The 16,109-nt window shown below is 29.5% G+C and carries 14 protein-coding genes and 1 tRNA gene; all 15 read right to left on the reverse strand.

The annotated features are described in order from the left end of the window. Positions 1 to 116 precede the first annotated feature (116 nt). The 15 genes from AC34EU_RS01205 to mraZ all read right to left on the reverse strand — a co-directional run bounded on the left by AC34EU_RS01205 (position 117) and on the right by mraZ (position 15,995). Positions 117 to 193, reverse strand: a tRNA-Arg gene (locus AC34EU_RS01205). Between the two features lie 14 nt (positions 194 to 207). Then, positions 208 to 657, reverse strand: a complete 450-nt coding sequence (locus AC34EU_RS01210; RefSeq protein WP_487533198.1) for a GatB/YqeY domain-containing protein — start codon at positions 655 to 657, stop codon at positions 208 to 210. Between the two features lie 20 nt (positions 658 to 677). After that, complete coding sequence (gene ftsZ, locus AC34EU_RS01215) at positions 678 to 2,708, reverse strand: cell division protein FtsZ (protein WP_487533197.1); 2,031 nt, start codon at positions 2,706 to 2,708, stop codon at positions 678 to 680. 14 nt (positions 2,709 to 2,722) lie between these two features. Continuing rightward, on the reverse strand, positions 2,723 to 4,042 hold the full coding sequence (gene ftsA / locus AC34EU_RS01220; RefSeq protein ID WP_487533196.1) for a cell division protein FtsA: 1,320 nt from the start codon (positions 4,040 to 4,042) through the stop codon (positions 2,723 to 2,725). Between the two features lie 5 nt (positions 4,043 to 4,047). Continuing rightward, positions 4,048 to 4,752 carry a cell division protein FtsQ/DivIB gene (locus tag AC34EU_RS01225; RefSeq protein WP_489666577.1) on the reverse strand — a complete coding sequence of 235 codons (705 nt, stop codon included), beginning with the start codon at positions 4,750 to 4,752 and terminating at the stop codon, positions 4,048 to 4,050. Next, positions 4,749 to 6,077 carry a UDP-N-acetylmuramate--L-alanine ligase gene (locus tag AC34EU_RS01230; RefSeq protein WP_487533194.1) on the reverse strand — a complete coding sequence of 443 codons (1,329 nt, stop codon included), beginning with the start codon at positions 6,075 to 6,077 and terminating at the stop codon, positions 4,749 to 4,751. The genes AC34EU_RS01225 and AC34EU_RS01230 overlap by 4 nt, the downstream gene beginning before the upstream one ends. After that, positions 6,074 to 7,162 carry an undecaprenyldiphospho-muramoylpentapeptide beta-N-acetylglucosaminyltransferase gene (gene murG, locus AC34EU_RS01235; RefSeq protein ID WP_487533193.1) on the reverse strand — a complete coding sequence of 363 codons (1,089 nt, stop codon included), beginning with the start codon at positions 7,160 to 7,162 and terminating at the stop codon, positions 6,074 to 6,076. The genes AC34EU_RS01230 and murG overlap by 4 nt, the downstream gene beginning before the upstream one ends. Then, positions 7,149 to 8,336 (reverse strand): FtsW/RodA/SpoVE family cell cycle protein, encoded by a 1,188-nt coding sequence (locus tag AC34EU_RS01240; protein WP_487533191.1) that lies wholly within the window; start codon positions 8,334 to 8,336, stop codon positions 7,149 to 7,151. The genes murG and AC34EU_RS01240 overlap by 14 nt, the downstream gene beginning before the upstream one ends. After that, positions 8,333 to 9,670 (reverse strand): UDP-N-acetylmuramoyl-L-alanine--D-glutamate ligase, encoded by a 1,338-nt coding sequence (murD, locus tag AC34EU_RS01245; protein WP_487533189.1) that lies wholly within the window; start codon positions 9,668 to 9,670, stop codon positions 8,333 to 8,335. The genes AC34EU_RS01240 and murD overlap by 4 nt, the downstream gene beginning before the upstream one ends. Continuing rightward, complete coding sequence (mraY, locus tag AC34EU_RS01250; RefSeq protein WP_487533188.1) at positions 9,671 to 10,891, reverse strand: phospho-N-acetylmuramoyl-pentapeptide-transferase; 1,221 nt, start codon at positions 10,889 to 10,891, stop codon at positions 9,671 to 9,673. A gap of 10 nt (positions 10,892 to 10,901) precedes the next feature. Beyond that, positions 10,902 to 12,359: a UDP-N-acetylmuramoyl-L-alanyl-D-glutamate--2,6-diaminopimelate ligase gene (locus AC34EU_RS01255; protein WP_487533187.1), complete on the reverse strand. Its 1,458-nt coding sequence runs from the start codon at positions 12,357 to 12,359 to the stop codon at positions 10,902 to 10,904. After that, entirely contained in the window at positions 12,356 to 14,323 is a 1,968-nt protein-coding gene (locus AC34EU_RS01260) for a penicillin-binding protein (RefSeq protein ID WP_487533186.1), read from the reverse strand. Before AC34EU_RS01260 ends, AC34EU_RS01255 begins: the two co-directional genes overlap by 4 nt. Further along, a complete protein-coding gene (locus tag AC34EU_RS01265) occupies positions 14,320 to 14,631 on the reverse strand; it encodes an FtsL-like putative cell division protein (protein WP_489666575.1) in 312 nt (103 codons plus the stop codon). The genes AC34EU_RS01260 and AC34EU_RS01265 overlap by 4 nt, the downstream gene beginning before the upstream one ends. Positions 14,632 to 14,644: 13 nt before the next feature. Continuing rightward, a complete protein-coding gene (gene rsmH, locus AC34EU_RS01270) occupies positions 14,645 to 15,538 on the reverse strand; it encodes a 16S rRNA (cytosine(1402)-N(4))-methyltransferase RsmH (protein ID WP_487533184.1) in 894 nt (297 codons plus the stop codon). Beyond that, positions 15,528 to 15,995, reverse strand: coding sequence for a division/cell wall cluster transcriptional repressor MraZ (gene mraZ / locus AC34EU_RS01275; protein ID WP_487533183.1), 468 nt, complete (start codon positions 15,993 to 15,995; stop codon positions 15,528 to 15,530). Before mraZ ends, rsmH begins: the two co-directional genes overlap by 11 nt. Positions 15,996 to 16,109 lie beyond the last annotated feature (114 nt).

The following is a 16,109-nucleotide window of genomic DNA, read 5'->3' on the forward strand; positions in this document are numbered from 1 at the left end:
AAATTTACATTATGAAGAAGATGTCATTATTTCTATTTACATCACTAATTATAGTAGCTTGTGTCAATAATAAAGATCAAAAAAATAAAACCCACTTATTTAAGTGGATTTATTTTTGGTGACCCAGAGAGGATTCGAACCTCCAACCCTCAGAGCCGAAATCTGATATTCTATCCAGTTGAACTACTGGGCCATTTTTAAATATACCTAAGATGATAGTTTTTCCCTAACAATATTAGAAATTGTTTTTCCATCCGCTTTTCCTGCTAATTTATTAGACACTATTCCCATAACTTTTCCCATATCTTTAATTCCTTCAGCACTAATTTGGGTTATTACTCCAATGACTACGTTTTCAATTTCTGATTCAGATAATTGTTTAGGAAGAAACTCCGAAATTATATTAGCTTGAGCCTCTTCAGGTTCTGCCAAATCAATTCTATTTTGCTCTCTAAAGATTGATGCACTATCTTTTCTTTGCTTAACTAATTTCTGGAGAACTTGAACTTCTTTAGTTTCTAAAATTGGTTGATTTCTGTCTTCAGTCTTTAATAAAATTAAGGCTGATTTTATCGCTCTTAAAGCTTCAAGACGGATTACATCTTTTGCTTTCATAGCTTCTTTGAGTTTACTCGTTACATTATTTTCTAGAGACATATGGTTTTATTTTGTTAAAACTAATCCACATTATCATGAAGAAAAGAGTTGTTTGACTTGAGTTTAACGCTATCATTTTCATCTGTTTCAATAACTATTTTAGGTAAATTATGACTAGATTCAGATTCGTCAATATTTAACCCATATCTTTTATAAGCAGGTTCTTTCTCTAATTCATCAATATTACTTAAATTATTTTTGAATGAATAGTTAAATTCCTTTAGGTGAACCATTCTTTTTTTATTCTCCAAAGAAGCTGTTTCTATAATTGTTTTATCAAATGGAGTTTGACCATTATTAGTATTAGAATCAATAAATTCAGGTTCATTAACTTCAATATTAAATAGTTCAGACGTTGAAATTTCTTTACTATCATTTAATTTATCTATATCATCATCCATTTCATTTTTTTCTAAATCATAATTTTTAATTTCAACAAAATCTGGAACATCTATTTTTTCTGAATTTTCAACTTGATCAGTTTCAAAATCGTTAAGAATAAAGTTAATAGAATCTACAGCCTTAATTTCATTTTTTTGAATTCTACTTAATGGTATTCCAAAATCAAAGGTTGTCTGATTTTCTTTTTCAATATCTAATAGCTCTTCATCTACAATTTTTAATGATTTAATATCCTCGCTTAAATCATTAATTATGAAACTACCCTCAAATTCTTGATCATAAGATTCCGAAGGAGGAGAATTTAATAATTCATTATTTATTTCAAATGAATCAAACATCTCAATCCCTTTATTTTCATAGATAGAGTTTGAATTTTCATTTATTAAGTTAGTTTTATCAGAATCTTGAATATTATTTCCTTTAATTTCTTTAAAAACAACATCTATATTCCTTATTTCATCTGTTAAAAGTATTTTTAAACTTACCTCATTAGTATTATCATATATTGAATCATTTTCTTCAACTTCTTCAATATCATCCTCTGTATTTTCTAAGTTATGATATGTGATTTTCTTGTCAGTTGAAACTAATATATGTTCCATTTTCTGATCTTCCTCAAGGGTATGAATGATTTTTTTCGATTCAGTATTAACAATTTGATTTTGCTGATCTACATCAAACCCAGTTGCAATTATAGTTACTGATATAGCATTTTCAAGATTTTTATCTTCACCAACCCCCATAATAATATTTGTATTATTTCCGGCTTCAGACTGAATAAAATCATTTATTTCTCCTATTTCATCAATCGTAATTTCCTCAGATCCTGATACTATAAGTAATAAAACATTTTTACTACCCGTTATTTTATTATCATTTAATAATGGAGAGTCTAAAGCTTTAACAATTGCTTCTTGTGCCCTGTTAGTTCCACTGGATGTTCCTGAACCCATTATGGCAGACCCACTATTAGTCAATACAGTTTTGGCATCTTTAAGATCAATATTTTGAGTGTAATGATGAGTTATAACTTCCGCTATACCTCTTGCTGCTTTAGACAAAACCTCATCGGCCTTAGCAAAACCAGCTTTAAACCCAAGATTTCCATAAACTTCTCTAAGTTTATTATTGTTAATTACTACTAAAGAATCAACTTCAGATTTTATGTTTTCTAATCCCTTTTGGGCTTGATCCAATCTGAGTTTTCCTTCAAACTGAAATGGCATTGTAACTATTCCTACAGTTAATATATCCAATTCTTTTGCCATTTTAGCAATTATTGGAGCAGCTCCAGTTCCAGTTCCACCTCCCATTCCTGCTGTAATAAAAATCATTTTTGTTTGTGCATTTAAAAGACTTCTTAGGTCTTCGTAACTTTCCTGTGCAGCTTGAGCCCCAACCTCTGGATTTGCACCTGCACCCAGCCCTTCAGTTAAAGTCGCCCCTAATTGAATTTTTATCGGAACTGAGCTTTGATTTAGAGCTTGAGCATCTGTATTACAAACAACAAAATCAACACCATTTAGTCCTTGTTGAAACATATAATTGATAGCATTACTCCCTCCTCCTCCAACTCCAATTACCTTAATTACGTTGCTCTTGTTTTTTGGTAAATCGAAACTAAAATTTGTACTATTTTCTTGATCCATTCTACTAGGTTTATTTATGCATTATCTAAAAACTCCTTAAACTTATCTACCCATTTATCAAAAATTGATTTATTAGGGTTTGTTTTATCTAAATTGATTTTAATATCATTGTTTTCAATATTTTCTGAATGATTTAAATTTTCAGTACCATTCACTTCTTTATCTCCTTGTGTGAAATTTGAATTATTCAAAGCATTCATTAATAGTCCAACAGCAGTAGAAAACATTGGGCTGGTGTTTTTACTAGAATCTCCTGCCAAATGCTCACTAGGATATCCAATTCTTGTGTCCATTCCTGTTATATATTCTGCTAATTGTTTTAAATGATTTAATTGACTTCCACCTCCAGTTAAAACAATACCAGCAATAAGCTTATTCTTTTGCTCACTGTGTCCGTAATTTTTAATTTCTAAAAAGACTTGCTCTATTATCTCAACAACTCGAGCATTAATAATTTTTGATAATGTTTTTAATGAAATTTCTTTTGGATCTCGACCTCTTAAACCTGGAATAGACACAATTTCAGTATCTCTGTTTTCTCCAGGCCATGCGGAACCAAATTTAACTTTTAAAAGTTCAGCTTGTTTTTCGATAATAGAACAACCTTCTTTAATATCTTCTGTAATTACATTTCCTCCAAAAGGAATAACAGCTGTATGTCTAATAATTCCATCTTTAAAAATAGCTAAATCACTTGTTCCGCCGCCTATATCAATTAAAGCAACACCAGCCTCTTTTTCTTCATTACTTAGAACTGCATCTGATGAAGCAAGTGGTTCTAGAGTGATATTTCCCATTTTCAAGCCTGAACTTTTAATGCACCTACCAATATTTCTTATTGATGAAACCTGACCTACAACTACATGAAAATTTGCCTCAAGCCTTCCGCCGTACATACCAATTGGCTCTTTTATCTCGGCTTGACCATCAACCTTATATTCCTGAGGAAGAACATGTATGATTTCTTCACCTGGCAACATAACCAGTTTATAAACTTGTTGAATTAAACGCTCAATATCATTTTCATCAATAACTTCTTCCGGGTTATTTCTTGTAATGTAATCACTGTGTTGTAAACTTCTTATATGCTGACCAGCAATTCCAACAACGACTTCATCAATTTCAACACCTGATACACTCTTGGCTTCTTCAACCGCTTGTTGGATTGATTGTATAGTTTGAGTTATGTTATTAACCACTCCTCTATGAACACCCAAACTTTGAGATTTTCCAATTCCTAGAACTTCTACTTTATTGAAATCATTCATTGTACCAACCATAGCTACAATTTTAGTAGTACCAATATCTAATCCAACCGAAGTATTTTTTTTCATTTTAATCAGTGTGTAGAAATAATTTGATTATAAACTGTCAAATCAATTCGTTTTGGTTTTTTATTAATTTTATTCTCTTTAACAAATGCACAAAAAGCCTTTAACTTCTTTATTTTATTATCACTATTTTTAGAATCACCGAAATAGACCTCGAAATCATAATCTCTAAGCCTTATAGTGAATCCATATTTATCATCCCATACTTCAACAAGTTCTGATTTCAAATAACTGTCACTAATGATTGATTTTGACAACCTTATTAAATCTTCAACATTTTCATCTTTAAAAACCCCACTATATATAGGGACTTTAGGAGTGTACTTTTTTGAAAACGGAATTTTTTCACCAAAATAATCTATATAAAAACCTTCATTATGAATTCTTAACAAAGCTGAACTTTCAAAAATTCTGGTATTAACAGTGCCATTGGCATCATAAAACACTTCCGCATTACGAACTTCAGGAAGTAACTCTAAATATTCCTCAAGATCTTTCAAATCTAGTTTAAGATTTGAAAGATTTACTTTAATTCCTGTCTTTTGTATCAACAATTTATTAACGAGAGAATCATTTAAAAAATTAGATTTGTTTTCAAAAAATAAAATATTGAATCTACTATCATTCCTATGATTAAAATTCCAATGAGATAAAACACTTAACCCCGACAAAAGAAGAGTTGTTAATCCAAGAAATAATTTTTCTTTAATCATCTAATAGATTTAGTTTTTAAATATTCAGTTATATAACCTCCAATACTTCCTGCTCCTAAAATTGCAACAACATCTGCTTTATTTGTGTCTAAATTTTTATTGAAATTTTTTCTATCTAAAAGAGCCGCTTTTGAAGTTATCTTTTTAAGAATTCTAAGACTGTCTATTCCAGGAATCGGTTCTTCTCTAGCAGGATAAATCTGCATCAACTTAACGCTATCAAATTTTGATAATTCAAAAGCAAAATCATTAAGAAAATCTCTAGTCCTTGAGAACAAATGTGGCTGAAATATAACTTCAATATATGAATCTGGATATTTTTCTCTAAGAGTGTTATTTACAGCAGCTATTTCTGTTGGATGATGAGCATAATCATCAATTATTATTTTATTATCAATTTGATGAGTTATCATTCTCCTCATAATTCCATCAAAAGTTCCTAATGATGGAATTATCTCCTCCAATTCATGTCCAGATTGATGAGCTAAGGCCAGAGCAGCCAACATGTTTTCTAAATTATGTTTACCAGTTACTTTACAGAATATCTTTGAGAAGCTTTTGTCTGGAGTCTTAATGTCTACATAATAACCGTCATTTGATTGATTACAGTTTTCGAAAACATAATCAGCTTTAACATTTAGACCATATGTTAGACCCTTAAATGGAATTGTGTGATGAATTATTAATTGACCCTTAACATTTTTGGAAAAATAATAAAATGCTTGCTTTAATGATTCATGACTTTTATATATATCTAGATGATCTGCATCTAAAGAGGTGATACATGCTGCATAAGGATAAAGCTTTAAAAATGATCTATCAAATTCATCAGCTTCAACTACTGTCTTTTCAAATCCTTTATGAATAAAATTAGTTTTCTCTGGCAACATTATTCCACCAACAAAAGCAGAAAATGACACTTTAATGTTTTTAAAAATATGAGTTAAAATAGAGCTAGTTGTGGTTTTACCGTGTGTGCCGGCAACCGCATATGATTCAGTATCATTAACTATTGAAGCTAAAAAAACTGCTCTTTTAATTGGAACATGTCCATTCAAAACAAAATAACTTAGAATTGGATGTTCTGGTTTAATTGCTGCAGAATAAATAATTTGAATTTTACTTTTTTTGAAATATTTTTGTATACTATTAACTGAATCAGTAAAACTAATAACTGCTCCTTTACTCTCAAGTAAATCTGTTATATATGAAGAAGTTCTATCATAACCAAAAACTTTACAGCCCTTTAGAAGCAGATATTGTGCTATTGAAGACATTCCAATACCACCAATTCCAATTAAAAAATATGTTTTAAAATTTTTCAATTAATTATTTTTTTTATGACTTCAACAATATCTTTGGTTGCATTAGGTTTTGATAATTTTTGTAAATTATTTTTCATTTTAATTCTTAATAAATTATTTACCCAAAACTCAGTTAATACAGTTTTAAATTTTTTTTCAAGATGTTTTTCTTCAATCATTTCAGAAGCATTTAAATTGAATAGTTCTATAGCATTATAATATTGATGATTTTCTGCAACATTTGGGGAGGGAATTAATATAGTGGGTGTATTCGTGATACATATTTCAGAAATAGTTGACGCTCCTGATCTAGATATTAAAACATCTACTGCTTTGTAAAAAAAATTCATTCTGTTAATGAATGGTAAAACCTTTATGCTATCCGTTTGAAGAAACTTATATTTTTCATAATATAGTTTTCCACATTGCCAAATAACTTGAACTTCTAGATCATTGAAAACCTCTAGATTATCACTTATGATCTTATTTAGATAAAGAGCTCCTAAACTACCACCAATAACACCTATAACTGGCTTATTAGGGTTTAAATTAAAAAATGCTTTTGCGTCTGTCGATTTTATATTATTATCAATTATATCTTTCCTCACGGGGTTTCCTGTATATACAATTTTTTCTTTTAAGAAAAACCTATCCATTTTAGAATAGGCTACGGAAATGAATTTAGCTCTTTTTCCTAATATCTTATTTGTAACTCCTGGGTATGAGTTTTGCTCTTGAATTAATGTAGGGTAACCCATTATTTGTGAAGCAAAAACTACGGGACCACTTGCAAATCCTCCTGTTCCAATCACTATGTCTGGCTTGAACCTAATGACAATAAAAATTGACTTTATAATACTTATTAAAAGCTTAAAAGGAAATAGAATGTTTTTAAATGAAAAAGAACGTTGAAAACCCTCTACAGGAATACCAATTATATCAAAACCAGAATCTGGAATTTTTTTCATTTCCATCTTCCCAATTGACCCTACAAATAAAAATTCTGAACCTGGTTCATCATTTTTTATCTCATTAGCAATTGATAATGCAGGAAAAATATGTCCTCCTGTCCCACCTCCTGAAATAATATATTTATTTGTCTTCACTTAAAATAGCTAAAGGGTTATCAATGTCTGTTAAATTATTTTGAATTGAACTGCTGACGCTTAAAATGACACCTAACGCTATAAATGTCATCCAAGCCGAAGTACCTCCACTACTTACTAAAGGAAGAGTTTGTCCAGTTACAGGAAAAACCTGAAGAGTAACACCAATATTTATAAAAGCTTGAAAAACTATTGGAACACCTAAACCAACGACTAAAAGTTTGCCAAATAAATTTGAAGTTTTATGAACAATGACAACTATTCTAAAAAGAAGAAGTAAGTATAATAAAATTAATGTCACACCTCCTACAAGCCCGTATTCTTCAACAATTATAGCATATATAAAATCGGATGAACTTTGTGGAAGAAAGTTTTTCATTACACTTTTTCCAGCTCCTTGACCGTATACTCCTCCCGAAGCAATTGCAATTTTTGCTCGTTCAATTTGATAATTTCCATCTTGCTTACCTGATTTAAAATTTTCAATTCTACTTGTCCATGTATCAATTCTATTTGGAATTATTTCTGGAAAAGTCTTAACTAATAAAAAAAATATGAAAATCATTCCAATACAAAATCCTAATATATAAATAAGATACTTTGATGGGTATCCACCAATGAACATCTGAGTAATTACCATAAATAAAAGTATTACTGCAGTTGAAAAGTTTGAAGGAAATATAAGCATCACAATCGAAATAACAGGAAACCACAATAACCAAAAAGAGTTTTTAAACCTTAGATAACTATTGTTAGGTTTTGACATATAATTAGCCACATAAATCATTAAAATCATAGAGGCAAGTGTAGAAGTTTGAAAGCTAAAACCAATTATTGGAATCTCGATCCACCTATTTGCATTTGCACCACCAATAATATCACCTTGTGAAGCGGTATATATTAGTAAAATGAAAATAACTGGCATCATCAAAACAGAAATCCCTTTAAAATATGTGTATGGAACCTTATGAACCGCAAATAAAAGTGAAAAACCAAATGACATTATAACAAAATGTTTGATCAAATATCCTAGAGGAGTGCCTTTTCCAATAACATAAGCAAGGTTTGAGCTTGCGCTAAAAACTGGCAAAAACGAAAATATTACTAACAATGATATTATGCACCACAAAACTCGATCCCCTTTAATCCAATAATTTTGTGTAGTTAAACTCATAAACTTCTTACTGCATTTTTAAACTGATTTCCACGATCTTCATAATTTTTAAATAAATCAAAACTAGCACAAGCTGGTGATAATAAAACTGTTTCTTTTTTTTTGGAAATGTTGTGTGCTATTTTCACAGCTTCTTGCATAGATTGGGTCTCTACCATTACATCTGTTACTTTATAAAAAACTTCAATTAATCTTTGATTATTTTTTCCTAAACAAATAATAGCTTTAATCTTCTCTCTAACTAAAGGCAATAACTGCTCATAATCATTTCCCTTGTCAACCCCTCCAACAATCCAAACTCCTTTGGTGTTTAATGTTTCTAGAGCATAAAAAGTTGCATTAACATTTGTTGCTTTAGAATCATTTATGTAATTAACATCCTGGATTTTTAAAACATGTTCAAGTCGGTGAGGTAAACCATTAAAATTTGATAAACTTTCACGAATATTACTTTTATTCAATTTAAATATTGATGCAATAGTCGACGCAACCATTGCATTTAGTAAATTATGTCTTCCTTTTAATGGAAATGTACTAGTTGAAATCATAGTATTAACATTTTTATATTTAATAGTTATATTTTTATTATTTAATGATGTTGATGAATCACACTCTAAATCGTATCCGAATAAATGCTTGTGAGCTTTGGTTGAAACCCGACTAATTGCCTCCATTAAAACTGAATCATTTGCGTTTAAAAGTAAAAATTGATCATTAGTTTGATTTAAAGTAATTCTAAGTTTAGAGGCTATGTAATTATTAAAATTATTATTGTAACGATCTAAATGATCTGGAGTAATATTAGTTATCACTGCTATATCAGGGGCAAAGTCAATAATGTCATCTAACTGAAAGCTGCTTAGCTCCAAAACATAAATTTCAAAAGAGTTTTCAGCAACTTGCTGAGCAAAGCTTTTTCCAATATTACCTGCTATTCCAACGTTAAGCCCTGAGTTTTTTAACATCTGATAAGTTAACTCTGTTGTCGTGGTTTTTCCATTACTACCTGTAATACCAATAATTTTTGCATTAGTGTGTCTTGATGCAAACTCTATTTCTGATAGAATTGGAATACCTAATTCTTTTGCTAATAAAACTGAGGATGAATTATTTGGTATTCCTGGACTTTTCATTATCCAATCTGCATTTTGAAAAAAATTAGATTCTTGAACATTTTCTTCCCAGAAAACTCCCCAATCTTTAAATTTATCTTTAATATTATTTTCGAGTAAGCTAGTATCTGAAACATACACATCAAAACCTTGTTTAATAGCAAGTTGTGCAGTTCCTACTCCACTAATTCCCCCTCCTAAAATAACACACTTATTTTTCATCTATCTTATCTTTAATGTTACTATTGTTAGGATTGCAAATAAAATTCCTAAAATCCAAAATCTAGTTACAATCTTACTCTCATGAATTCCTTTTTTTTGAAAATGATGATGAATAGGTGACATTAAAAAAATTCTTTGACCCTTTCCCTTTTTTCCTTTAGTATACTTAAAATAGCCTACCTGAATTAATACTGATAGTGTTTCGATAAAGAATATTCCACACAATAATGGTATTAATAACTCCTTTCTAACTATTAAAGCTATAACTGCTATAAGGGCTCCAATTGTTAGACTACCTGTGTCTCCCATAAAAACTACGGCAGGATAAGTATTGTACCACAAAAAACCTATTAAACTCCCTAAAAAGGCAGCTATAAAAATTGTTATTTCCCCAACTTGAGGGATATACATGATATTTAGATAGTCAGCAAAAACAAAATTACCAGAAATCCATGCAAAAATCCCTAAAACAAAAACAATTATGGCAGAGCTTCCTGCACATAAACCGTCTAAACCATCTGTTAAATTTGCTCCATTAGAAACAGCTGTTATTATAAAAATAACTATTGGTATAAAAACTATCCAAGTATAATCAATTAAGTTTTTATCAATCCATGTGATTAAGCTAGAATAATTAAATGCATTATCTTTTATGAGAGGAATATTTGTTACGAAGGCTTTCTCTTCAGCAGAAAAAGGATTTTCAACTTCAACGCTTAAGATTTCATAAGTTATAAGTTTTTGACGAACAGTAATATCTGAATGAAAATATAATGTAGATCCAATAAATATTCCAAGGATTATTTGACCAATCACCTTAAAATGACCTTTAAGGCCTGCTTTATTTTTTTTAAAAACCTTTATGTAATCATCTAATCCCCCTATTAGCCCCATCCATAGAGAAGTAATCAAAAGAATTATTATATATATATTCTCTAATTTAGCTAAGAGAATAACAGGAATAATAGTTGAAAATATAATTATTAAACCTCCCATTGTAGGTGTGCCTGACTTTTCCTTTTGCCCTTCCAATCCGAGGTCTCGTATGGATTCACCTATTTGTAGTTTGGATAAATAGGATATTATTTTTTGTCCAAAAACTAAAGAAAAAGTTAAAGAAAAAATCATTGCTACTGCTGCTCTAAAGGATAAAAATTGGTACAATCCTGATCCTGGAAAATGATACTTATATTCAAGAAATTCAAAAAAATAATAAAGCATATGATTAGTTTTAATTTTTAAAATATTTTTTTGCTATTACAAAATCATCAAATGGAATTTTATTATTACATATTTCTTGATATGATTCATGACCTTTTCCTGCTATCAAGATTATATCAGAATGATTTGAAATATGTTTGGAGGTTTTAATTGCCATTTCACGTTCTTCAATATTTAATACTTTATGATAATCTTCAGGCTTAACTCCTTCAAGCATTTGATCTATAATTTTACTGGGGTCTTCATTTCTTGGATTATCAGAAGTGAAAATCACCTTGTCACTTTTTTGAGATGCAATTCTTCCCATCTCAGGTCTTTTTTTCTTATCTCTATTTCCTCCACATCCTATCACAGTAATTAAATTTTCATTTTTAGTTCTTATTTGATTTATTGTGTCAATAACATTTTCAAGAGCATTTGGAGTGTGAGCGTAATCAATTATCACTAGTCCTTTTTTATTAAATTGAAATGTCTGAAAACGTCCTGGAACATTTTTCAACATACTTATACTTCGCAAAATTTCAGATTCTGGAATATTTAACAAAGCAGCAACACTAAATACGGCTAGTAAATTTGAAGCATTAAAATTACCTAGCAAACTTGTCCATACCTCTTGATTATTTATTCTAATAAGCATTCCATCAAATTCACATTCTAATATTTTAACTTTAAAATCTGCAAAATTATTCATTGCATACCCTGACTTATTAGAGCTTGTATTTTGCAGCATAAATGATGCATTTTTATCATCATTATTTACTAATGAAAATGAAGATTTTGGAAGTTTGTCAAAGAAAGTTTTTTTGACATTTCTGTAATTTTTAAAAGTTTTATGATAATCAAGATGATCATGAGTCAAATTACTAAATACGGCACCTGAAAAATTAAGTCCATCAATTCTTCCCTGAGATATTCCGTGAGAAGAGACCTCCATAAAACAATAATTAATATTTTCGCTTACCATTTCGGATAAGTAAAAATTAGTGGTAATTATATCTGGAGTTGTATGATTAGATGGAATTTCATTTGTGTCATATTTGATATTAATAGTTGAAATTAAACCTGCTTTTCTCTTTTGATTGTTAAAAAGCTCAAACAATAGATTTGTTATTGTTGTTTTACCATTTGTTCCAGTCACTCCAACTAATTTTAGTTTTTTTGATGGATGATCATAAAAATTTCCTGAAATTACAGCAAGTGCTTTAGTTGTGTCTTCTACTTTTATATAAGTTTTTGATTTTTTTAAATTGTTTGGAAATTCTAAACAAACTATTGCTGAAGCTCCATTATTTATTGATTCGTCAATATAATCATGACCATTTGAATTTGTTCCAGATAAAGCAACAAATAAATAATTTTTTTTAACCTTTCTTGAATCAATTTCGATTTTAGATATATTTTGATCTGGAGGACCTGCCATACCAATTATAGAGACTTTATATAATATATCTTTCAACGACTTTTTCATAAGTTCAAGTTGATGGTTTTAACTTTATTTAAAGAAGTTCCTGGTGCCACAGACTGCCTTTTAACTTTCCCTTTCTTTCCTTGTATATTTACTTTTATATTTTTATTTTCAAGAAAAGCTATAGCATCCATTGCTTCAGCTCCTACCATATTTGGCAGTATGTTATTGGATTCAAATAAAGTGTTTTTAGAAATTTTTAAATTTTGCATAGAAATTTCAACCTCTTTAGGTATACCTGTATAAATTTTCTTTGCTATTTTTTTAAAGACAGGCGCTGCAACTTGAGCTCCATAATACCCTTTATCTTTATTAGGTTTGCTAATAACTACTATACAAGAGTATTTTGGTTTTTCAGCAGGAAAATAACCAACAAAGCTTGATATATATTCTGTTGAATTTGTAGTATAAGCGGTTTGAGTGGTGCCTGTCTTTCCTGCAATAGTAAAATTTTTATCTTTTATGTTATTTGCAGTACCCCACTCTTTATCTACAACGTTAAACAACATTTTCTTTACTGCTAAAAGTGTAGACTCTGAACAAACAGAAGGGTTTAACACCTCCCTTGAAAATTTAATGTGAGGTTTTGCGCCTAAACGACCTATCTTATCAATAAAATTTGGTTTAACCATTACACCATTATTTGCTATTGCATTATAAAAGGTGAGTATTTGTAAAGGTGTTAATGAAACTCCATATCCCCATGCCATCCATGGTAAACTAATTCCACTCCACTCATTATCTGTTGGATAGGGTATTTTTGGATTTGCCTCCCCTTTTATAGGGATATTTAATGGCTTATGAAGCCCCATATTATATATTCGATCTACAAATTGTTTTGGCTTATTTTTATAATTATCATATATGATTTTTACAATTCCTGTGTTAGAAGAAACCTCAAAAACTTTAGATACGGATATAGAACCATATCCTCCTTTTTGTGAATCTTTTATCTTTTTTCCATAAATAATTCTTTCTCCGTCTCCTGTATCAATTATATCTGTAGGTTTAACAATATTATCCTCCAAAGCTGCAATAATACTAATTAATTTAAATGTAGATCCAGGCTCTTGAGCTGATCCTACAGCATAGTTTAATTTTTCAAAATATGTTTTCTTAGAAGTAATTCCAAGATTTGAAATAGCTTTAATTGCTCCAGTTTCTACCTCCATTACTACAACTGTTCCACTATCAGCTTCATATTTTTCCAATTGTTCTAAAAGTGAGTTATGAGCTATGTCTTGAAAATTTATATTTATAGTTGTATAAATATCGTATCCCTCTGTGGGCTCTTTTTCATTTATATTATTAATTGATTTCCATTTACCATTAGCTATTTTTCTTTTCAACCTATACCCTTCTTTTCCTTTTAACAAACTTCCATATGCACCTTCAAGGCCTACTCTTAAAAATGTACCATCTAAATGAGGACGTTCATAACCAATTGTTCTTTCTGCAATTTTCCCTAGAGGCCTTTCTCTGGTCACTTTCTGTTCAATTATTAAACCTCCTTTATATGATGGAAAGTTAAAAAGAGGTAATTTTTTTAAAGCTTTTTGTTGAGAGTAGCTCAGATTTTTTCCAACCAACCAATAACGATTATTTTTATACCTAGCTTCTTCTAAATCTATTTTTGTTTTCAATAAATCTTTATTAGTAATCCTAGAAATTCCAACAGCTAATTTTTCTTTATTTTTTTTAAAATTTTTATCTGAAACTACTTTTGAATCCCATCTTAATTCATATTTAACTACTGAAGTTGCTAATAAACTTTGATCATCAGAGTATATGTTTCCAGGAATAGGTTTTACTATAATATTTTTAAGAGTTCTTTCTTTTGCAATTTTTTTATATTTATCCCCTTCTATTATCTGAATATAAATAAGCTTAGAACATAAGGTTATAGATAATAAGATCAGGATGGAAATAACAAAATAAAACCGAAAATTAAAATTTCTAAATTTCATTTTGTTACAATAATTTTTATTGGTGGTCTTTCAGAGGAAACTATTCCTTTATGAGATAGTAAATTGATTACATTAGTTTCCATTTTTAATTTCATCAGATATGTTCTCTGTTCAACAAACTCACTTTTTAGTGATTTAATTTTTTCATTCAAATTTGCTATTTTAAATATTTTTCTATCAGCAGAATGACCAATTGATATCATGGTTAAAGCTAAAATTGAAAAAAATAAAATCATTCTCCAATTTTTAAAAGAATCTTCTTTAATCAAAAACTCCATTTTTAAAAAAGAAATAATTTTTTTAATCATATGATTTATTTAACTATACTTTTTCAGCTATTCTAAGTTTAGCACTTCTAGACCTATTGTTTTTATTTATTTCATCTGAGGAAGGTACTTGAACACCTCCTATTTTTTTGAAAGGCAAGTTTGTGTTTCCGTATACATCTTTATCTGCCTCACCTTGAAACTTGCCTTCTCTTATAAATCGTTTCACTAAACGATCTTCTAAAGAGTGATATGATATACAGACCAACCTGCCTCCAGGAGACAATGAATGGGGTGTTTGAATTAAAAAATCTTTAATAACTTCTAATTCATCATTTACTTCTATCCTAAGAGCCTGGAAAAGCTGTGCCAATGTTTTATTTAAAAACCTATCAGGCAGGATAGACTCAACTACTCTTCTTAATTCAGCTGTTGTTAATATGGGAGCAATTGACCGTTGGACACCAATAACCGCAGCCAATTGCTTTGAATTTCTTAACTCCCCATAATCCTTGAATAACTTAACTAAATCTTCTACAGAATATTCATTTATAATATTGAATGCTGATAAAGTTTGGGTTTTATCCATTCTCATGTCAAGCGGACCATTAAAACGCGTTGAAAAACCTCTTTCCTTAGAGTCAAATTGGTGAGAAGAAACACCAAAATCAGCTAAAATTCCATCGACTTTATTTATGCCATTTAATTTCAAAAACCTGTTTAGATATCTAAAATTTGATGAAATAAATAAAATTCTATTATCATTTAATCTATTACTCATTGCATCTTCATCATGATCAAAAGCAATAAGCTTTCCCTTGTCAGATAGTTTTTCTAAAATCACCTTACTATGCCCTCCTCCTCCATAAGTAACATCAACATAAACTCCATCAGACTTTATTTCTAAGCCATTTATTGATCGTTCGAGAAGAACTGGTTTATGATACATCTTTATTATTGTTATCACCCATTACGTCTTCAGCTAATGATCCAAAGTCAACTGTTGCTGCGTTAATTGACTCCTCATAAAGGTCTTTATCCCAAACTTCAAGTATGTTAACTGCTGAAGAAACTACAACTTCTTTTTTAATTTCAGCATGTAATATTAAGTCGCGAGGAATTAGTAGTCTACCTGAAGAATCAATATTTACAATTTTAACACCAGCAGTAAATCTTCTTATAAAGTCATTATTTTTTTTATTAAATCGGTTTAAAGCATTTACTTTTTCCATTAACAAAGTCCACTCTGACATAGGGTATAATTCCAAGCAAGAATTAAAAACTGCTCTTTTAATAACAAAACTCTCTGTTATAATATTAGATATTTGCTTTTTTAAAGACACAGGGATCATTATCCTTGATTTATCATCTGCTTTGCACTCGAAAGTTCCTATAAAATGACTCATCAATTAAAATTAACTCGTTAATAATCAAATATAAATAATATTTTACCACATTTTACCAGATAAAACCACTTATTTCCTTTTTTTTCTTAACAATCCTCCTATGTATTCAAATTC

The organism is Candidatus Marivariicella framensis (assembly GCF_982709265.1).

Excerpts from the sequence above, each read along its gene's own strand:
- AC34EU_RS01210 (WP_487533198.1), bottom strand. The coding sequence starts at position 657 with ATGTCTCTAGAAAATAATGTAACGAGTAAACTCAAAGAAGCTATGAAA.
- ftsZ (WP_487533197.1), bottom strand. The coding sequence starts at position 2,708 with ATGGATCAAGAAAATAGTACAAATTTTAGTTTCGATTTACCAAAAAAC.
- ftsA (WP_487533196.1), bottom strand. The coding sequence starts at position 4,042 with ATGAAAAAAAATACTTCGGTTGGATTAGATATTGGTACTACTAAAATT.
- AC34EU_RS01225 (WP_489666577.1), bottom strand. The coding sequence starts at position 4,752 with ATGATTAAAGAAAAATTATTTCTTGGATTAACAACTCTTCTTTTGTCG.
- AC34EU_RS01240 (WP_487533191.1), bottom strand. The coding sequence starts at position 8,336 with ATGAGTTTAACTACACAAAATTATTGGATTAAAGGGGATCGAGTTTTG.
- murD (WP_487533189.1), bottom strand. The coding sequence starts at position 9,670 with ATGAAAAATAAGTGTGTTATTTTAGGAGGGGGAATTAGTGGAGTAGGA.
- mraY (WP_487533188.1), bottom strand. The coding sequence starts at position 10,891 with ATGCTTTATTATTTTTTTGAATTTCTTGAATATAAGTATCATTTTCCA.
- AC34EU_RS01255 (WP_487533187.1), bottom strand. The coding sequence starts at position 12,359 with ATGAAAAAGTCGTTGAAAGATATATTATATAAAGTCTCTATAATTGGT.
- AC34EU_RS01260 (WP_487533186.1), bottom strand. The coding sequence starts at position 14,323 with ATGAAATTTAGAAATTTTAATTTTCGGTTTTATTTTGTTATTTCCATC.
- AC34EU_RS01265 (WP_489666575.1), bottom strand. The coding sequence starts at position 14,631 with ATGATTAAAAAAATTATTTCTTTTTTAAAAATGGAGTTTTTGATTAAA.
- rsmH (WP_487533184.1), bottom strand. The coding sequence starts at position 15,538 with ATGTATCATAAACCAGTTCTTCTCGAACGATCAATAAATGGCTTAGAA.
- mraZ (WP_487533183.1), bottom strand. The coding sequence starts at position 15,995 with ATGAGTCATTTTATAGGAACTTTCGAGTGCAAAGCAGATGATAAATCA.